The sequence below is a fragment of the Actinomadura decatromicini genome (assembly GCF_008121305.1).
In the GTDB taxonomy this organism is placed as follows: domain Bacteria; phylum Actinomycetota; class Actinomycetes; order Streptosporangiales; family Streptosporangiaceae; genus Spirillospora; species Spirillospora syzygii.
The window spans coordinates 664,116-682,184 of sequence record NZ_VSRQ01000001.1 but is presented as its reverse complement, the minus strand read 5'-3'; the positions used below and the strand labels follow the sequence as shown (position 1 = coordinate 682,184).

At 73.1% G+C, this 18,069-nt stretch carries 16 protein-coding genes; 4 read left to right on the top strand and 12 right to left on the bottom strand.

What is annotated here, in order from left to right; genetic code table 11:
* The first annotated feature begins 127 nt into the window (after window positions 1–127).
* The 3 genes from FXF68_RS02625 (at window position 128) to FXF68_RS02615 (ending at window position 3,365) form a co-directional block, all read left to right on the top strand.
* The gene (locus FXF68_RS02625; protein ID WP_246178195.1) at window positions 128–1,174 is read left to right on the top strand and encodes a Dyp-type peroxidase; all 1,047 of its coding nucleotides are present in this window, start codon (window positions 128–130) and stop codon (window positions 1,172–1,174) included.
* Window positions 1,171–1,974 carry a family 1 encapsulin nanocompartment shell protein gene (locus FXF68_RS02620; RefSeq protein WP_148757280.1) on the top strand — a complete coding sequence of 268 codons (804 nt, stop codon included), beginning with the start codon at window positions 1,171–1,173 and terminating at the stop codon, window positions 1,972–1,974. The genes FXF68_RS02625 and FXF68_RS02620 overlap by 4 nt, the downstream gene beginning before the upstream one ends.
* A gap of 425 nt (window positions 1,975–2,399) precedes the next feature.
* On the top strand, window positions 2,400–3,365 hold the full coding sequence (locus FXF68_RS02615; RefSeq protein WP_187437683.1) for a LysR family transcriptional regulator: 966 nt from the start codon (window positions 2,400–2,402) through the stop codon (window positions 3,363–3,365).
* 19 nt (window positions 3,366–3,384) lie between these two features.
* On the opposite strand, the gene FXF68_RS02610 is transcribed toward FXF68_RS02615, so the two are convergent.
* The 10 genes from FXF68_RS02610 to FXF68_RS02565 all read right to left on the bottom strand — a co-directional run bounded on the left by FXF68_RS02610 (window position 3,385) and on the right by FXF68_RS02565 (window position 15,190).
* Complete coding sequence (locus FXF68_RS02610; protein WP_148757278.1) at window positions 3,385–4,527, bottom strand: CaiB/BaiF CoA transferase family protein; 1,143 nt, start codon at window positions 4,525–4,527, stop codon at window positions 3,385–3,387.
* Window positions 4,527–6,230 (bottom strand): urocanate hydratase, encoded by a 1,704-nt coding sequence (gene hutU, locus FXF68_RS02605; protein ID WP_148757277.1) that lies wholly within the window; start codon window positions 6,228–6,230, stop codon window positions 4,527–4,529. The genes FXF68_RS02610 and hutU overlap by 1 nt, the downstream gene beginning before the upstream one ends.
* Window positions 6,231–6,262: 32 nt before the next feature.
* Window positions 6,263–7,141 carry an enoyl-CoA hydratase/isomerase family protein gene (locus tag FXF68_RS02600; protein WP_148757276.1) on the bottom strand — a complete coding sequence of 293 codons (879 nt, stop codon included), beginning with the start codon at window positions 7,139–7,141 and terminating at the stop codon, window positions 6,263–6,265.
* A 12-nt stretch (window positions 7,142–7,153) separates the two neighbouring features.
* A complete protein-coding gene (locus FXF68_RS02595; protein ID WP_148757275.1) occupies window positions 7,154–9,406 on the bottom strand; it encodes an acetate--CoA ligase family protein in 2,253 nt (750 codons plus the stop codon).
* On the bottom strand, window positions 9,396–10,544 hold the full coding sequence (locus FXF68_RS02590) for an ABC transporter ATP-binding protein (protein ID WP_148757274.1): 1,149 nt from the start codon (window positions 10,542–10,544) through the stop codon (window positions 9,396–9,398). Before FXF68_RS02590 ends, FXF68_RS02595 begins: the two co-directional genes overlap by 11 nt.
* Window positions 10,541–11,398 (bottom strand): ABC transporter permease, encoded by an 858-nt coding sequence (locus FXF68_RS02585; RefSeq protein ID WP_148757273.1) that lies wholly within the window; start codon window positions 11,396–11,398, stop codon window positions 10,541–10,543. Before FXF68_RS02585 ends, FXF68_RS02590 begins: the two co-directional genes overlap by 4 nt.
* A complete protein-coding gene (locus FXF68_RS02580; protein ID WP_187437682.1) occupies window positions 11,395–12,264 on the bottom strand; it encodes an ABC transporter permease in 870 nt (289 codons plus the stop codon). The genes FXF68_RS02585 and FXF68_RS02580 overlap by 4 nt, the downstream gene beginning before the upstream one ends.
* A 133-nt stretch (window positions 12,265–12,397) precedes the next feature.
* Window positions 12,398–13,504: an extracellular solute-binding protein gene (locus tag FXF68_RS02575; RefSeq protein ID WP_148757271.1), complete on the bottom strand. Its 1,107-nt coding sequence runs from the start codon at window positions 13,502–13,504 to the stop codon at window positions 12,398–12,400.
* Between the two features lies 1 nt (window position 13,505).
* Window positions 13,506–14,978 (bottom strand): amidase, encoded by a 1,473-nt coding sequence (locus FXF68_RS02570; RefSeq protein ID WP_148757270.1) that lies wholly within the window; start codon window positions 14,976–14,978, stop codon window positions 13,506–13,508.
* Window positions 14,975–15,190 carry a hypothetical protein gene (locus FXF68_RS02565; RefSeq protein ID WP_148757269.1) on the bottom strand — a complete coding sequence of 72 codons (216 nt, stop codon included), beginning with the start codon at window positions 15,188–15,190 and terminating at the stop codon, window positions 14,975–14,977. Before FXF68_RS02565 ends, FXF68_RS02570 begins: the two co-directional genes overlap by 4 nt.
* A gap of 68 nt (window positions 15,191–15,258) precedes the next feature.
* Here FXF68_RS02565 and FXF68_RS02560 point away from each other — a divergent pair, with 68 nt between their 5' ends.
* A complete protein-coding gene (locus tag FXF68_RS02560) occupies window positions 15,259–15,966 on the top strand; it encodes an enoyl-CoA hydratase/isomerase family protein (protein ID WP_187437681.1) in 708 nt (235 codons plus the stop codon).
* A 13-nt stretch (window positions 15,967–15,979) separates the two neighbouring features.
* Here FXF68_RS02560 and FXF68_RS02555 read toward each other — a convergent pair whose 3' ends face one another.
* Window positions 15,980–16,960 (bottom strand): TauD/TfdA family dioxygenase, encoded by a 981-nt coding sequence (locus FXF68_RS02555; protein WP_187437680.1) that lies wholly within the window; start codon window positions 16,958–16,960, stop codon window positions 15,980–15,982.
* A gap of 31 nt (window positions 16,961–16,991) precedes the next feature.
* Window positions 16,992–17,978 carry a TauD/TfdA family dioxygenase gene (locus FXF68_RS02550; RefSeq protein WP_187437679.1) on the bottom strand — a complete coding sequence of 329 codons (987 nt, stop codon included), beginning with the start codon at window positions 17,976–17,978 and terminating at the stop codon, window positions 16,992–16,994.
* Window positions 17,979–18,069: the final 91 nt, after the last annotated feature.

Here is an 18,069-nt window from a genome sequence, read left to right as displayed (position 1 = left end):
TGCGGCCACACCGTCCTGACCCAGGCTTTCCCGCACGGCTTTCCGCGATCATGTTGCGGACGATCTCCGGCGGGGCATCTCCCAGGGGGGGCGTCCCAACGGGACGCGGGGTGCGGAGGTGAAACCGGTGGCGGGACGTGGCGAGTCGCAACGGGTGCTGATGCCGCCCGCGCAGGCGGCGATCTTCCTCGTCGTGACGGTGCGGGCGGGCGCGGAGGAGGCCGTCCGGGACCTGTTCGCCGACATCGCCGGGCTGACCCGGTCGGTCGGGTTCCGCGTCCCGGACGGCGAGCTGAGCTGCGTGACCGGGATCGGCTCCGCGCTCTGGGACCGGATGTTCGACGGTCCCCGCCCCGCCGGGCTGCACCCGTTCCGGGAGCTGGCGGGCGCGACGCACACCGCCGTGTCCACCCCCGGCGACCTGCTGTTCCACCTGCGGGCCTGCCGGATGGACCTGTGCTTCGAGCTGGCCGCCCGGCTGATGGACCGGATGGACGGCTGGGCCGAGGTCGCCGACGAGGTGCACGGCTTCAAGTACTTCGACGAACGCGACCTGCTGGGCTTCGTCGACGGCACCGAGAACCCGGACGGCGCGGCGGCCGAGGCGGCGGTGTGCGTCGGCGACGAGGATCCCGAGTTCGCGGGCGGCAGTTACGTCATCGTCCAGAAGTACCTGCACGACCTCAAGACGTGGGACGCGCTGCCGGTCGAGGAGCAGGAGCGCGTCATCGGCCGGACGAAACTGTCCGACATCGAACTGCCCGACGCGGTGAAACCGACGAACTCGCACGTCGCGCAGACGACGATCGTCGACCCGGACGGCACGGAGCGCCAGATCGTCCGCGACAACCTGCCGTTCGGGACGTTCGGCTCCGCCGAGTTCGGCACCTATTTCATCGGCTATTCCGCGACGCCCGACGTGACCGAGCGGATGCTCCGCAACATGTTCATCGGCAACCCTCCGGGCAATTACGACCGCATCCTCGATTTCTCCACCGCGGTGACGGGCTGCCTGTTCTTCGTGCCCACGGCGGACTTCCTCGACGATCCCCCCGCGCGCGGCGCGCTCGCCGCCGCCGTCCCGGCCCCCACGCCCGAGGCCGAGCCCGCCGTAGCACCGGTCAGCGACGACTCCCTTCACATCGGCAGCCTGAACAGGAGCACCGCACGATGAACAATCTCCATCGCGAGCTGGCCCCGATCTCGGACACGGCGTGGGCCGACCTTGAGGCGGAGGCGCGGCGCACCTTCACGAGCCATGTCGCGGGACGCCGGGTCGTCGACGTGACCGGGCCGGACGGTCCGACGCTCGCCGCCGTCGGGACCGGGCACGTCCGGCCGCTGGACCCGCCCGCCGACGGCGTGCTGGCGTCCCGGCGGGAGGCGCGGCACCTGATCGAGCTGCGGGTGCCGTTCTCGGTGGAGCGGCGCGCCGTGGACTCGGTCGAGCGCGGCGCGCAGGACGCCGACTGGCAGCCGGTCAAGGACGCCGCGAAGAAGATCGCGTTCGCCGAGGACCGCGCGGCCCTGCACGGCTGGGCGGACGCGGGCATCGCCGGGCTCGCGCCGAGCAGCTCGAACAGCCCGCTGCCGCTGCCCGCCGACGTCCGCGAACTGCCCGCCACGGTCGCGCGGGCGGTCACGGCGCTGCGGGAGCAGGGGGTCGGCGGCCCGTACGACCTCCTGCTGTCGGCCGCCTCGTACACGGCGGTCGCGGAGAGCACCGACCACGGGTACCCGGTGTGGGACCACCTCGTGAAGCTCGTCCCGGAAGGGCGGATCATCTGGGCGCCCGCGCTGGACGGCGCGCTCCTCGTGTCCACCCGCGGCGGCGACTTCGAACTGCGCCTCGGCCAGGACCTGTCGATCGGCTACCTGGCGCACGACGCGGAGCGCGTCCAGCTCTACTTCCAGGAGTCGCTCACGTTCATGGTCTACACGGCGGAGGCGAGCGTGGCGCTGCCGCCGAGCTAGTCCCAGCTGGTCCGGGCCTGTCCGGGGCGGTTCCGGCCGGAATGGGCCGGCGCCGCACCGGCGGCCGGAAGGCACGGCCGGTGCGGCACCGGCGCGGGCCCGGCGACCTCCCCCGCCGAGGAAGGCCGAGCCTCCTCTCGTCCGGGACCCACGGGAGAGCCGTCCCGGACGAGAGCGTCCCCGCGGCGCGCCTGCCGGCGGGCGGGCCGCCCCGCGGGGAGGCGGGACGGCCGCGGGGCATGTCGACGCGTAGGCCACCGCGGACGGGAGCGGTCCGCCGTGCGAGCCGGCGCGGAGGAGGCTGTGCACGAGATCTCCAGGTCCGGAAGCCCGCAGCGGGTGGTGCGTCGTGGTGCCCGACGCAGGAAAGAATGGCATCGGGAACGCTCTTGCGGCTCCCCCCAAACAGGCATAACTTCCCGGCTATGCAAGTTGAGTTGCGGCATTTACGGGTGCTCACCCAGTTGGCCGAGACGGGCAGCATCACCCGCGCGGCGGCCACTCTCGGCGTGTCACAGCCTACGCTGAGCAACCAGTTGCGGCGAATCGAGAAGGCGTTCGGCGGGCCGCTCTTCGTGCGCGGCGCGGCGGGCATCACGCCGACCCCGCTGGGACGGCACGTCCTGGCACGGGCGCGCGGCGTCCTGGCCGACATGGACGATCTCCTGGCCACGCTGCCGGGCGGCGGGTCCCGGTCCGGGATCCGGCTCGGCACGCACCCGCACATCCTGCTGGGCGAATGGCTGCGCAGCCTGGAGAGCGAGCTGCCGCACCGCGCGGTGACGACGAGCCTGGACTTCTCCGGCGCGGTGCTGACGCAACTGCTGGCCAACGACCTGGTCGACGTCGTGTTCATGGGACGTGTCGCCGACCACCACGCGCCGCCGTGCCCGCCCGGCACCACCGAGCGGGTGATCACGGTCGAGCCGTGCGGGATAGCGCTCGCCTCGTCCCACCCGCTGGCCCGCCGGAGCCGGGTCTCGCTGGCCGACCTCGCCGGGGAGACCTGGATCCCGCCGCAGGGCGGCGACGACGGCGGCACCGCCATGCTCCGCGCCGCCTGCGAGGCCGCCGGGTACACGCCCCGCTTCCGCTACGCGGGCATGGACATGGGCAGCACGGTCGGGTTCGTCGCCGCCGGGTTCGCGATCACCCTGGCGTCCCCGACCTGGCGGCCCGGCGACGGCATCACCATCGTCGCGCTGTCGGGCCACGCGACCGACTCCTACCGCGTGCTGCGCTGGCGCACGTCCGCGGTGCCGGCGAAGGAGATCGACATCCTGCACCGCACCTACCACGAGCTGTACAAGCCGGTCGTGCAGCGCAACAGCGTCACGCTGCCCTGGCTCGCCGACAACCCGGACGCCCGCCCGCGCACCATCGACGTCTGACCCGGTCGGACGGCTCCGGCTACGTGGCCCCGGACGGGTCGGGGTCGAGGATCTCCTCGGTGTGCTGGCCGATCGACGGCGGTCCGGCCGCGAACGCCTTCTCGACCACCGGCAGCGGCGACCCCGGCACGAACACCTCGCCGGGACCGCTCTCCAGCGGGATCGACCGCACCATGCCGCGATGCCGCACGTGCGGGTCGTCCACCAGCCGCTCCACGCTGAAGATCGGGCTGCACGGGACGCCGACCTCGCCCATCCGCGCGACGACCTCGTCCACCGTGTGCGCGCCGGTCCACGCCTCGATCACGCGGTCCAGCTCGTCGCGGTGTTCGAGGCGGGTGTCGGCGGCGGTCCCGGTGAAGTAGGGGAGCAGCTCCGGGGCTTCCACGACGCCCGCGAGGGCCGTCCACATCCGCAGGGTCATCGGCGCCATGTAGACGTGGCCGTCCGCCGCCGGATACGTCCCGGCGTAGGACCGCCGCACCTTGCTGCCGACCCGCTTGGGGCTGACGCCGAGCTGGAGCACCTCCGCCAGGCACGGGCCGAGCAGCGACATCATGCTGTCGAGCATGCTCAGGTCGGTGAACGAGCCCTCGCCCGTGCCCCGCCGTTTGCTCAGCCCGAACATCACCGCGAGCGCCGCGTAGAGGCCGGTCACATGGTCGGGGACGAAGAGGCCCGCCTGCATCGGCGTCCCGTCCGGCTCCCCGGTCAGGTGGACGAGCCCCGACATCGCCTGGATGATCCCGTCGAACGCCGGGCGCTTGGCGTACGGGCTGTCGTTGCCGAAGCCGCTGGCGTGCACGTACACGAGGCCCGGGTTGACCTCCCTGGCCCGCGCGTACCCGAAGCCGAGCCGCTCGGGGATGCCGACCGCGTAGTTGGTGACCACCACGTCCGCCGAGCGGAGCAGGGTGACGAGGGCCTCCTGCCCGGCGTCGGTCTTCAGGTCGAGCATGACGCTGCGCTTGTTGCGGTTCAGCGCGTGGAAGTAGACGTCGTTGTAGGACAGGGTCTCGGTGCCCCGGCTGGCGTCGCCCTCCGGCGGCTCGATCTTGATCACGTCCGCGCCCTGGTCGGCGAGGATCTGACCGCAGAACGGCCCGGCGATGTAGTGCCCGAACTCCAGTACGCGGATGTCGCTCAGGGGCGCGGCGTCCATCAGGTCCCCTCTCCCGTGCCATGGCCCTCGCGGGCCGCGGCGGCGTTCAGGCTCGGCATGCGGATGCCCTGCTCGGCGGCGAACTCGACGGCGCGCCGGTATCCGGCGTCGGCGTGCCGGACGACGCCGGAGCCCGGGTCGTTCGTCATCACCCGGTCGACGCGGAGCGCGGCCTGCGGCGTCCCGTCGGCGACGACGACCATCCCGGTGTGGACGGACCGTCCGACGCCCGTCCCGCCGCCGTGCTGCACGCCCACCCAGGTCGCGCCGCTCGCGGTGTTCAGCATCGCGTTCAGCACCGGCCAGTCGGCGATGGCGTCGCTGCCGTCGATCATGGCCTCGGTCTCCCGGTACGGGGACGCGACCGAGCCCGAGTCGAGGTGCTCGCGCCCGAGCGCGACGGGCGCGCTGACCTTCCCGTCCCGGACGAGATCGTTGATCAGCCTGCCCGCGCGGGCGCGCTCGCCGTAGCCGAGCATGCAGGTCCGCGCGGGCAGCCCCTGCACGCGGACGTGCCGCGCGGCGAGCCGCAGCCACCGGGTGACCGACTGGTTGTCGGCGAACTCCTCCAGCATCGCGGCGTCGATCGTCGCGATGTCGGCCGGGTCGCCGGACAGCGCGATCCACCGGCAGTGCCCCTTCGCCTCGCAGAACAGCGGGCGGATGTAGGCGACGATGAAGCCGGGGAAGTCCAGGGCCCGCTTGAACCCGCCGAGGTCGGCCTCGACGCGGATCCCGTTGCCGTACTCGAACACCTCCGCGCCCCGGTCGAGCAGCGCGCACAGCGCCTCGACATGGTCGGCCATGGCCGCGCGGGCGTGCAGGACGTAGGTCTTCGGGTCGTGGACGCGCATGTCGGCGGCGTCCCCCGGAGACAGGTCGGGCACCGCGTAGAGGAGCGGGTCGTGCGCCGACGTCTGGTCGGTCGCGATGTCGACCGGGACGTCGCGGGCGACGATCCGCGGGAGCACCTCGGCGGCGTTCGCGAGCAGCCCGATCGACAGGGCGCGCTTCTGCTCCCGGGCGGCGAGCGCCAGGGAAAGGGCGTTGTCGAGGTCCTCGGCCTGGGTGTCGAGGTAGCCGAGCCGCATCCGCCGGTCGATCTTCTCCTGGTCGACCTCCAGGCACAGGGCGACGCCGCCGTTCATGGCGATCGCGAGCGGCTGCGCGCCGCCCATCCCGCCGAGCCCCGCCGTGACGGTCAGGGTCCCGGCGAGCGTCCCGCCGAATCGCTTGGACGCCACCGCCGAGAACGTCTCGTAGGTGCTCTGCAGAATGCCCTGCGACCCGATGTAGGCCCACGAGCCCGCCGTCATCTGGCCGAACATGGTGAGGCCCGCGTCCTCCAGGCGGCGGAACTCGTCCAGCGTCGCCCACTCCGGGACGATCATCGCGTTGGAGATCAGCACGCGCGGCGCCCACTCGTGCGTCCGGAACACCGCCACCGGGCGGCCCGACTGCACGAGCATCGTCTCGTCGTCCGCCAGGTCGCGCAGCGTGGCGACGATGGCGTCGAAGTCCTGCCAGGACCGTGCCGCCCGGCCGTTGCCGCCGTAGACGACGAGGTCGTCGGGACGTTCCGCGACGTCCGGGTCCAGGTTGTTCATGAGCATGCGCAGGGCGGCCTCCTGCGCCCAGCCCCGGCAGGTCAGTTCGACGCCGTGGGGCGCCCTGACCGTCCGCGCTCCTGCCGTCCTTGCCATCGACTCTCCTCCGATCACGTGGGAACGCCCGCTTATTCGCCGGGCTCGGCGTCGCGCGGCTTCGCCGCCCGCGGGCCGAACGGCTCGGGGCGGAACGGGCCGTCCCGGGCGTCGAGGAACGCCCGGAGCCCGCCCTCGGCCTTCGCCGCGTTGAGCCGTTCGCGGCCCGGCCCGTAGGAGGAGTGGGCCATCGCGTTGAGCGCGCCGTTCAGCAGCAGGCCGCTGTCGATCCCGGCGGCGCGCAGGCCCTGCATGGTGATCGCCTTGTTCAGCCGCACCGACGCGGCCGGGACCAGCGCGATGCGCCGCCCGAGCGCCCGCGCCGCGTCCAGCAGATCGTCGGCCGGGACGACCTCGTTCACCACACCGATGCGCAGCGCCTCGGCGGCGTCGAAATGGTCGCCGGTCAGCGCGTACCGGTTGGCGTTCTTCCACCCGCACAGCGCGGCGAACAGGAAGATGGAGCTGGACGTCATCCGCACCTCGGGCTGCGCGAACACCGCGTCCGCCGAGGCGATGGTGATGTCGCAGGCCAGGCTGTACCAGAACCCGCCGCCCATGCACCAGCCGTTGACCGCCGCGATCACCGGCTTCGGCAGGCTCCAGATCTCCCGCAGGTGGTCGAGCTCGCCGCTGTTGCGGTCGTACCACCCGCCGATCACGTCCTCCGGGTACCGGGACGCCGGGTCGGACGGCCCCTCGACGGCGCCCATGTCGTAGCCGGAGCAGAACGCCCGCCCGGCCCCGGTCAGGACGATCGCGCGGACGTCCGGGTCGGCCCCGGCGGCGCGCAGCGCGTCGTGCAGCTCCCGTTCCAGCTCGGCCGACAGGGCGTTCATGACCTCCGGACGGTTGAGGGTGATGGTGGCGACGGCGTCGTCCACCTCGTACAGGATCGTTGCGTAGTCCACGATGGAGCGTTCCTAACGGGTCTGCGGAGTCTGCGGACGGGGGAGCCGGACGGTGGTGGAGGCGGCCGTGTTCGAGGCGGCGACGATCCGGAGGTCGAGGACCCGCACGCCGCGCCCCCGCGGCAGGACGGCGACCGGGTTCAGGTCGATCTCCACCGCCGCCTCGCGCAGGTCGGCGGCGAGCCGCGCGACGCGCGGGACGAGGTCGGCGAACGCGTCGGCGTCGGCGGGCGGGGCCCCGCGGTAGCCCGCGAACAGGCGGGCGAGGGGCGTCCCGGCGACCATGCGGCGGACGTCGTCCGGCGACACGGGCGGCAGCGCGAGGGCCGGGTCGGGCTGGAGCTCGACCAGCGTCCCGCCCGCGCCGAGCGCCAGGACCTGCCCGAACACCGGGTCGGGCACGCAGCCGACGAACGCCTCCACGCCGTCCGCGACCAGTTCCTCGACCACGACCCGCGGGGCGGGCTCGCCGAGGTGGCGCGCCACCGACGCCGTGACCGCCCCGTACGCCGCCCGCACCTCCGCCGGGGTGGACGGCCCGACCGCGACCCCGCCGACGTCGCTCTTGTGCACGACCTTCGGCGACGCCGTCTTCACGACGACCGGGAACCCGATCGCGTCCGCCGCCGCGACCGCCTCGTCCGCCGACTCGGCGGCGATCCGCTTCGGCAGCGGCAGCCCGTACCGCTCGGCCAGCCCGGCGAGCACGTCCTGCGGCACCTGCCCGGTCGCCTCCAGCGCGGGCAGCACGTCCCGCAGCGTCGCCGGGTCGGGACGCGGCGGCTCCGCCACGGTCACGGGGGTGTGTGTGGCGGCGGCCGTGACGGCGGCGATCGCGGCCATCCCGGCGCGGGTGCCGTGCACGACGGGGATGTCGGAACCGGCGAGCGCCTCGGCGGCGAACGGGTGCAGCCCGCCGCCGTAGTTGGAGAGCACCACGACCGGCGTCCCGGACCGCTCGCGGACGCCGGGCAGCGTCGCCAGCAGCCGGGTGTAGGACGTGGCGAGCCGGTCGCCCAGCGCGGGCGGCGCGTCCAGGCTCACGGCGACGAGGTCGACGCCCGGGTCTCCGGCGACGGCCGCCGCGAGCCGTCCGAACCGGTCGGGGTCGCCGACGAGCTGGCCGGTGCCGTCGAGCGGGTTGGCGATCGTGGCGAAGTCCGGCAGGATCCGCGCGAGCTCCTCGCGGGTGCCCGGCGCGAGGTCGGCGAGCCGTACCGCCCCGTCCTCCCGGTGGACGCCGAAGTCAGCGGCCATGTCGGAGACCAGGCCGATCTCGCCGCCGGAGAGGCCGACGAACGCGACCCGGTTCCCCTTCGGGCGGGTGCGCAGCGTCGACAGCGCGACGAGCGCCTCCGTCAGATCGTCGAAGTCGGCGACCGGCACGATCCCGGCCCGGCGGCAGAACGCCGCGTAGGCCCGCGCGTCCCCGGCGATCGCGCCGGTGTGGGACGCGACGTTCCGCGCGCCCAGCTCCGTCCGGCCGACCTTCAGCGCGACCACGGCGACGCCGTTGTCGTGGCCCTTCCGCACCGCCGCGAGGACGCCTTCGGCGTCGCTGAGGCCCTCGACCACGATCCCGACCGCGCGGGTCGACGGGTCCTGGACGAAGTAGTCCAGGTAGTCGGCCAGCCCGGTCACGGTCTCGTTGCCGCTGGACACGACGTAGGAGAACCCGAGCCGTCCCGAACCCGTGAGCAGGATGCAGCCGGAGCCCGACTGCGACACCACGGCGACCGGGCCGGGACGCAGGTCCGCCCCGAAGTCGGTGCCGGTGAGCCACAGGTCGCGGCCCGGGTTGAACGCGCCCAGGCAGTTCGGCCCGACCAGGCTCATGCCGTGCCGCGCGGCGAGGTCGCGCAGCTCGGCGGCGCGCGCCGCGCCGTCCGCGGTTTCCTCGAACCCCGAGGCGAACACGACCGCGCCCCGGCAGCCCTTCTCGCCCGCCTGCCGGACGACGTCGGTCACCGTCCCGGCGGGCGTGCAGACCAGCGCGACCGACGGGGTGTCGGGGACGTCGGCGAGCGTCGGGTACACGGGGACGCCGTCGACGTCCCGGCCGCTCGGATGCACGCCGTACACGCCGCCGCCGAACCCCGACCGGCGCAGGTTCGCGAGGATCCGGCCGCCGGTCGAGCCCGGCCGCTCCGACAGCCCGACGATCACCACGCTCTTCGGGTTCAGCAGGTCGTGCAGTGCGGGCTGACGGTAACTCCCGTCACCGCGCGCAGCGCCGTCACCGCGCGCGCCGCCCTCACCCCTCATGGGGCACCGCCGCCACCTGCGTCGTGTCGAGGTAGGCGGTCAGCGTCCCGCCGTGCCGGATCGACTCGCGCGCGTCGCGCGGCAGGGTGGCGCGCAGCGTCACGCCCTCGGCCGTGCGGACCGTGACGCGGACGGAGTTGCCCAGGTACAGGTCGTCGAGCACCTCCAGTTCGAGGCGGGCGGGCGCGGCCCCCGCCGGAACGAGGCTCAGCGCCTCCTCCGGAATGCTGAGCCCGACCCGCTCGGCCCGCTCCAGCGGCTGCCCGCACACGACGTCCATGTCGCATCCGGCGAACGCGACCCGCGCCCGGTCCCCGTCGACTCCGGACATGGCGGCCTCGGCGACGTTGTGCCCGCCGAAGAAGCTCGCGACGAACCCGGTGCGCGGACGGGTGTACAGCTCCTCGGCCGTCCCGACCGCGTCGATGCGCCCGTCGTGCATGATGACGATCCAGTCCGAGAGGGTGAGCGCCTCCTCGCGGTCGTGCGTGACGTAGACGGTCGTCGCCGCGGCCTCCTGGTGCAGCCGCCGCAGCTCCACCGCCATGCGCATGCGCAGCTCGCGGTCGAGGGCGCCGAGCGGCTCGTCCATCAGCAGGAGCTGCGGCCGGAACGCCAGCGCCCGCGCCACCGCGACCCGCTGCTGCTGCCCGCCGGACAGCTCGCGCGGCAGCCGCCCGCCCAGCTCGCCGAGGCCGACGAGCTCCAGCATCTCGGCCACCCGCCGCGCGCGGTCGGCCTTCGGCCAGCGGCGCATCTTCAATCCGTAGGCGATGTTGTCGGCGGCCGTCATGTGCGGGAACAGCGCGTAGTTCTGGAACACCATCCCGATCTCGCGCGACGCGGGCGGGACGCGGGTGACGTCCCGGCCGTCGATGAGGATCTCGCCCTCGTCGGGCGCGAGGAACCCGGCGACGAGCCGCAGGATCGTCGTCTTGCCCGATCCGCTCGGCCCGAGGACGGTGACGAAGTTGCCCCGCTCGGCGACCAGGTCGATGCCGCGCAGCGCCTCCGTCCCGCCGAACCGCTTGATCAGCCCGCGCAGCTCCAGCCCGGCCCGCGCGGGCGGGGCGGCGGCGCCGGTCCCGGGCTCCGCCGTGGCCTCCGGCCGCGGCTCCTTGCGTGCCCTGACGTTCATACCTTCCTCCGCAGCAGGAATGCGAGCGAGCCGACGACACCGGTGCCCGCCATGAGCAGGGTCGCGATCGCGGTGATGTTGGGATCGAGTCCCGTCTTGACGTTGTCGAAGATGGCCTTCGGGAGGGTGACCGTCCCGGGGCCGCCGAGGAAGTTGATCAGTACCGCCTCGTCGAAGCTCGTGATGAACGCGAAGATGTAGGACGCGCCGATCGCGGGCAGCAGCAGCCGCAGCGTGATCCCGACCATCGCGCGCGGCCGGGACGCGCCGAGCGTCATCGCGACCAGCTCGGTCTCGGCGGGCAGCCGCGCCATCGCCGACCCGAGGATCAGCAGGACGAACGGCAGCCCGTGCACCGCGTACGTCAGCACCAGCGCCGCCATGTTGCTGGTCAGCCTGAACTGCACGAACAGCGTGTACAGCGCCACCGCGTACGCGACGCCGGGGATCACCAGCGGGCTCAGCCCGATCGCCTGGAGCAGCCCCTTCAGCCGCAGCCGCGACCGGTGCAGCGCGAACACCGCCGGGATGCCGATCAGCAGCGCGATCGCCGCCGACACGGTCGCCAGCTTGAACGACAGCGCCATCGCGTCGATCCAGGTGTCCGAGCCGAGGAACGACCGGTACTGGCGCAGCCCCCACGACTTCGGCGGGAACTGGAGCACCTCCGCGTTGGAGAACGACAGCACGACGACGCACACGATCGGCACGCCGAGGAAGAGCACGGCGAGGCCGCGCACGACCAGGTCGGCGGCGCGCATGCCGCGGGCGAGGGCCCGGCGTCCGGCCGTGTCGAGCACGACCCGCGCCGGCGCCTCCCGCGCGGTGGACGAGGAGAGGGTGTCGGTCGTCATCCGATGGCCCTCCGCATCCGCTCCTTGCCGACCAGCCGCAGCCCGCCGAGGATGACCAGCCCGGCGACGATCAGCAGCAGCACCGAGGCGACCGCGGCCTGCGCGGGCTCGAACAGGTTGAAGATGTCGTCGGCGATCAGGCTCGCCGTGAACGGCGCGGTCGCGCCGCCGAGCAGGACCGGCGTCAGGTAGTACCCGATGCAGATCACGTAGACGATCACCGTGGAGGCGAGCAGGCCGGGCAGGGCCAGCGGCGCCACGACGTCCCGCAGCGCCCGCGTCCGCGACGCGCCCATGCTCTCCGCCGCCTGGATCAGGTTCATGTCGATCGTCACGTACACCGCGTACAGCGGCAGCACCGCGTACGGCAGCATCTGGTAGACCATGCCCGCCACCACGGCGAACTGGGTGCGCAGCAGGTGCATCGGCTCGTCGATGACGCCGAGCCAGGTCAGGGTCCGGTTCACGACCCCGAACCGCTCGAACAGGACGGTGAAGACGTAGATCTTCATCACCGCGCCCATCCACAGCGGCATGAACACGGCCAGCGCGATCGCCATCCGGGTCACCCTGCTCTTCGTCGCGCGCAGCGACCAGGCCAGCACGGCGCCGACCGACACGACGATCACCGTGACGATCAGCGAGGTGAGGCAGGTCGTCCACAGCGTGCGGCGCGCGGCCGGGCTGTGGAAGAAGTCGCTGAAGTTGCCGAACCCGTCGGGCTCGCCGAACGCCGTCCGCAGCAGCTCGACGAACGGGTAGAGGATGAACACGCCGGCGACGACGAGGAACGGCGCGATCAGCCCGAGCCCGGTCAGGCCGGAGAACGTCGACTGCCATCCCCTGGTTCGTGTCGGTCGCCTCATCCGAAGCATGGGCTCATCTCCTGCTCATCTCCCTGCTCATCTCCTCGTCCTCTCCCATCAGTGCTCGTGGCCCGCCCGGCGGGCGGGACGCGTCGGCGGCCGGAGGGGGCCGCGGCCGCCGGCGCGCCCGCGGTCAGCCGACGAGGATCTCGCGGAGCTCCTTGCCGAGCTCCTGCTGCTGCTTCGCCCCCGCCTTGCCGTCGACGAGGGTCACGCCGGTCTTGTTGATGGGCAGGTTCTCCAGCACGTCGGGCGACAGGTACTTCTGCATGTCGCGCCCGCCGGTGCCGCTGTAGATCTTCTCCGTGAACTTGGCCTGCGCCTCGCGGTGCTGCGCGTACCACTTGATGAACTCGAACGCGGCCGACTTGTTCTTCGCGCCCTTGGTCACGCACCAGCCCTCGTCGAAGAGGAGGCCGCCGTCCCAGAAGAGCTTCAGCTCGGGGACCTGCTTCTTCGCCGACACGAGCACCGTGTTCGGGGCCTGCATGATGCCGACCTCGCCGTCCACGACGGCCTGCTGCATCTGCGCGGGGCTGGTCGACCAGACCTGCACGTTCGGCTTGATCTTCTTGAGCGCGTTCATGGCGCGGTCCACGTCGACCGGGAAGAACTGCTTCGGGTCGACGCCGTCGCCCTCCAGCGCGAACAGGCTCGTGAAGATCGGGTTGTTCGCCGTGATGCCGCGCGTGCCGGGGAAGTTCTTCACGTCGAAGAACTCCGACGGCTTCGTCGGGCACTTCTTCACCAGCTTCGTGTTGCAGCCGATGAGGTTCACCGTCCCGCCGTGGTCGAGGTAGTACGGCTCGGACGCGCTCGGACGGATCGCGCCGTCCGCCACCAGCGGCGTGATCGTGTCGATCAGCGACTGCGGGAACTTCTCCAGGTTGCCGTCGAGGACGAGCTTCGAGGTGTCGCCGCCGGGCGCCTCCAGCAGGTCCCACTCGACGTTGTTGCCCGCGCGCTGCGCCGCGACCTTGGCCGCGAAGCCGCCGCCGGGCGTGGCGATCGTGACCTTGATCCCGGTGTCCTTCGTGAACTGGTCGTAGAAGAACTCCTTGTTCGCGGCCGTGAAGGACCCGCCCCAGCCGGCGACGACCAGGGTCTTGGAGTCGCCGCCCGAGTCGGAGTCCGAGCCGCCGCAGGCGGCGGCGCCGGTCGCGACCAGGGCGAGGGCGATCAGCGCCGCGAGCCGTCCGCGGCGGTGCCCCGTGGGGGGACGCATTCGCTGGGAAGACATGTCATCCTGCTCCTTCTCGTGCTGTATGCGATGACCGCTCGCCCCCCGGGTGTGCGACTCCGTCGCGCGCGGCCGGCGGCACCCTCAGGTGAAAGTCGGTGTGCCGTTGGTAGGTGTCGGCGACGCGGAGCACGGTGCCCTCGCCGAACGGTCGTCCGACCACCTGGACGGACAGCGGGAGCCCGGACGCGGCGGACCCGCAGGGCATGGCCGCCGCCGGGAGCCCGGCCGCGTTCCACAGCGCCTGGAAGCCCGGCCGGAGCAGGGCGGCGGCGAAGTCCGCCGTCGCGACCGGGGCGGGCGGGGTGAGCGCGACCGGGGTGAGGAGCACGTCGACCTCGGCGAAGACGTCCGCCAGGGCCCGCCGGAACAGGGCCCTGACCCGCTGCGCCTGGACGTAGTCCGCGCCGGTGAAGAACGCCGCCCGCGCCAGCAGCTCGCGCGTCGTCCTTCCGTAGTCGTCCCACCGGTGGACCAGGTCGCTGCGGTGGTAGGCGAAGCACTCGCACAGGAACGTGACGTTGTTGGCGTCGTTCGCCTCCTGGGCGTACGGGACGGCGACGTCGGTGATCGTCGCCCCGGCCCGCGCCAGCTCGTCGGCGGCGCGCAGCACGCCGCCGCGGACCTCGCCGTCGAGCAGCGGCGAGTCGAGGAAGTACCCGGTCGGGACGCCGATCCGCAGCCCCTCGACCCCGCCGCCCACGCGCGCCCCGTCGGCGTAGCGGTCCGCGGGGAGCGGCGAGGAGTGCGGGTCGCCGGGGTCGTGCCCGGCGACGGCGTCGAGGATCAACGCGCAGTCGTAGGCGCTGCGCGCCATCGGCCCGACCGTGTCGAGCGTGAACGCGCACGGGACGACGCCGCTCTTCGGCACCCGTCCGAACGTGACCTTCAGCCCGGTGCAGCCGTTCGCGCCGGACGGGCCGCGCACCGACCCGCCCGTGTCCGTGCCGAGCCCGCCGAGCGCGAGGCCCGCGCTGACGGCGATCGCCGTCCCGGAGCTGGAGCCCATCGCGGTGTGCTCCGGGTTCCACGGGTTGCGCGGGAACGGGAAGCGGGACGGCGGCTCGGGCAGCCCGCACGCGAACTCGTTCGTCGTGGACTTGCCGAGCAGGACGCCGCCCGCCGCCCGCAGCCGCGCCACGGCCGGGGCGTCGGCGCCGCCGCCCCAGCCCGGCGCGAGCACCTCGCTGTTCGCCCTGGTGGGCGCGTCGCGGGTGGCGATGAGGTCCTTGACCACCAGCGGGACGCCCTGGAGCGGCGACCGGTCGATCCCGCGCGCGAAGTCGGCGTCGGCGTCGGCCGCCGCGGCGAGCGCCTCGTCGGCGGTCACGGCGACGTACGCGCCGAGCGCGCCGTCGAGCCGCGCGATCCGGTCGAGGACCGTCCGGGTCAGGGCCTCCGAGGTCACCGCGCCGGAGCGGAGGGCCTCGGCGGCGTCCTCGATGGTGAGCGGCAGGGTCAGCGGCGACGTCATGGGGCGTCCTCGCCGGGCAGCGCGCGGGTCCGCGCGATCGCGACCGGGTCGACCGGCTCGACGTCGCGCAGGTCCAGCTCGGACAGCGCGTCGGCCTTCGCGCGCAGGCCCCGGTGGCTGGACGCGATCCGCACGATCTCGTCTGCGGAAAGCTTGAGCCCGGCCGCACGCAGCGCGTATACCGTCGCGTGGACGTCCGTCACTTCGTCCACCTGCGTGCCTTCCCTTCGGGTGTGCCGTGGATACGATCGGCCGCACCGCCCACCCTGAGGAGCAGCGCGTGAGTGCCGAACCCCTGCGCATCGACGTGACCGGTCCGGTCGGGCTGGTCGAGATCCGCCGCCCGGACAGGCGCAACGCCATCGACACGGCGACCGCGACCCTCCTCGTCGAGGCGGTCGCGCGCCTCGACGCCGACCCCGCCGTGACCGCGATCGTGCTGTGCGGCCAGGGCGGCGACCTCTCCTCCGGCGCCGACATGGCCGAACCCGCACCGGACCCGGCGGACGTCCCGTGGCGGCAGACCCCTCACGCGCGCCTCCTCCGCGCCGTGCGGACGAGCGCGCTGCCGGTCGTCGCGGCCGTCGAGGGCTGGGCGCTCGGCCTCGGGGTGGGGCTCGTCGGGGCGTCCACGTACGCGGTCGCGGGCGGCGCGGCGCGGTTCGGGCTGCCGGAGGGGCAGTTCGGCTTCTTTCCGATGGGCGCGGCGCCCAACGTGGTGCGCCGGGTCAGGCCGGACGTCGTGCTCCGCTGGGCGCTCACCGGCCGCCGGTTCGGAGCCGAGGAGGCCGCCGCGCACGCGCTGGTCACCGACGTCGTCCCCGCCGGGGAGGCGCTGACCGCCGCCCGCGACCTGGCCGCCGAGCTCGGCTCCGCGCCCCGGCACGTCGTCACCGCGGGCATGGCGTGGCTGCGGGAGTGGGCCGGGCACGCCATGGGGCCGCTGGACGACTGGTCCGAGGAGCACATGACCTTCGCCGAGGAGTGACGCGCGGAGGTCCTCATGCGATCCCGGCCCGCCACCGCCGCAACGCGGGCACCAGCGGACGTCCGTCCGCGCCCCGGTTGATCCACAGCCGCTCCAGCTTGCGCCGGTACGCCGGGTCGGCCGGGTCGTCGACGAACCCCGTCCGCGAGTGGATCACCGCGTAGTTGTTGACGAACTCCAGGTCCCCGGCCCGCGGCTGCACGTGGACGGCCGTCCCCGGACGGCGCAGCAGCGAGTCCAGGTACATGAGGAAGGTCATCTCCTCGGCGCTCAGCCGGGGGACGGCCTCGAACCGCATCGCGCTCATGATCCGCTTGGTGGCCAGCGAGCAGCTCAGGACGCCGTCCGCGACGGAGAAGATCGGCCGCGGGCTCCAGCCCGGCTCGCCGGACGGTCCCTCGCCCTCCCAGTCGGTGGCGTACTCCTTGGACACGAGCTCCAGCCATTCCGGATGCTCGCTCACCAGGGCGTTGTAGACGGTCGCCGCGCTGGCCACGACCCGCGCGCCGCCGCTCCGCGCGGGCGCGAGGCAGAGGTAGCTCGCGACGTCGGTGGGGTCGGTGTGGAACGGCGCCCCGGCCTTGCTGTGGTAGGTGCCGCTGGCCTGCTCGGGATGGCGGGCGTCCGCCAGGACGCGCACCAGCTCGCCGTTCCCGTTCTGCGGGACGATCTCGCCGAGGCACCGGGCGATCGTCCAGTGGGCGCGGGACGCCCGCTCGGGCGTGAACCGCGTCCCGAGCGGGAGGCCGCGCAGGACGGCGTAGCCGTGGCCGTCCTCCAGCCGTTCGACCAGCTCGGAGACCAGGCCCTCCAGGCCGGGGATGGGGGCGTCCCGCCGCGCCGGGTCGCGGCCCGGCTCGGCGTCGAGTGCGGCGTCGAGCGCGTCCAGCTCGGCGTCGGTGAAATGCCGCACGTACGGTTCGCCGGACTGGAGGTCGTCGGCGGTCCACACGCTCGGGCCGGTCACCGGCCGGTTCAGAACCTCTGTCGTCACGATGTGCTCCTGATCGCTGTCGGCCGGGGGATCACGCGGACCGCGCCCACTCCAGGCGCGAGATCCCGCTGCGCCAGTAGTGGTATTCGGGGCAGACGACCCGTCCCGTGTCGGGACGGCTCACCCACAGCCGCAGCAGGTGCCGCTGGAAGTCCGGGTCGTCGGGGTCGTCCACGAAGCCGGTCCGGCTGTGCACCGTGACGAAGTTGTTGACGAACTGGATGTCGCCGACTTCCAGCGTCATGTCGAGCGCGATGCCGGGACGGGTGGGGATCTCGTCCAGGAACAGCAGGCACTCGACCTCGCGGGCGGTGAGCCTCGGCACGTCGGGGAACCGGGTGGCGCTGAGGATCCGGCCGGTGCGGTAGGCCGCCGACAGCAGGCCGTCCACGTAGGAGTAGAGCCGCGAGTAGTACCAGCCGGGGCTGCCGGGCGGCTCCTCGCTGACCCAGTCGGTGGGGAACCGCTTGTAGAGGATGTCGAGCCACTCCGGGTGCTCGTCCAGGACGACGTTGTACGCGGTCATCGCGCTCGCGACCAGGCTGATCCCGCCGCTGCGCGCCGGGTGCAGGCACATCAGCCCGACGATGTCGGTCTGGTCGGTGTGGAACGCGGCGGCCGAGGCGGTCGCGTAGCCGCGCGCGTTGTGGCCCTTCGCGCCGAGGTTCCGGATGTGGCCGATCAGCTCGCCCTTGCGGTTCTGCGGGACGAGCTCGCCCATGTGCAGGCCGATCGCCCAGTAGATCTTGGTGGCCTCCTCGACCGTGTACCGGTCGTGGATCGGGAGGCCGCGCAGGAGGACGAAGCCGGTGCCGTGCTCCAGGTCGTCCACGACGTCGCGGACCTTCTCCGCGAAGCCGGGCAGCGGGAAGTCGCGCTTCGACACCTCCTGCGCGCTCTTGTCCCGGACGCGGGCGAGCGCCCGGTCGAACTCCAGGAGGTCGTCCTCGGTGAACCTCCGGGCGTAGGAGTCCTCGGCGCCGATGTCGGCGGCCGTCCAGACGCTTCGCCCGGTCACCGGTTCTCTCAGGATGTCTACCATCACACGAACTCCAAATAGAGGCGTCGGCCTTTGCCGTGCCGAGCCGCGCGTCATGTCGTGGGTCGAT

Excerpts from the sequence above, each read along its gene's own strand:
- FXF68_RS02620 (WP_148757280.1), top strand. The coding sequence starts at position 1,171 with ATGAACAATCTCCATCGCGAGCTGGCCCCGATCTCGGACACGGCGTGG.
- FXF68_RS02585 (WP_148757273.1), bottom strand. The coding sequence starts at position 11,398 with ATGACGACCGACACCCTCTCCTCGTCCACCGCGCGGGAGGCGCCGGCG.
- FXF68_RS02570 (WP_148757270.1), bottom strand. The coding sequence starts at position 14,978 with ATGACGTCGCCGCTGACCCTGCCGCTCACCATCGAGGACGCCGCCGAG.
- FXF68_RS02575 (WP_148757271.1), bottom strand. The coding sequence starts at position 13,504 with ATGTCTTCCCAGCGAATGCGTCCCCCCACGGGGCACCGCCGCGGACGG.
- FXF68_RS02615 (WP_187437683.1), top strand. The coding sequence starts at position 2,400 with ATGCAAGTTGAGTTGCGGCATTTACGGGTGCTCACCCAGTTGGCCGAG.
- FXF68_RS02595 (WP_148757275.1), bottom strand. The coding sequence starts at position 9,406 with ATGAGGGGTGAGGGCGGCGCGCGCGGTGACGGCGCTGCGCGCGGTGAC.
- FXF68_RS02610 (WP_148757278.1), bottom strand. The coding sequence starts at position 4,527 with ATGGACGCCGCGCCCCTGAGCGACATCCGCGTACTGGAGTTCGGGCAC.
- FXF68_RS02580 (WP_187437682.1), bottom strand. The coding sequence starts at position 12,264 with ATGAGGCGACCGACACGAACCAGGGGATGGCAGTCGACGTTCTCCGGC.
- hutU (WP_148757277.1), bottom strand. The coding sequence starts at position 6,230 with ATGGCAAGGACGGCAGGAGCGCGGACGGTCAGGGCGCCCCACGGCGTC.
- FXF68_RS02590 (WP_148757274.1), bottom strand. The coding sequence starts at position 10,544 with ATGAACGTCAGGGCACGCAAGGAGCCGCGGCCGGAGGCCACGGCGGAG.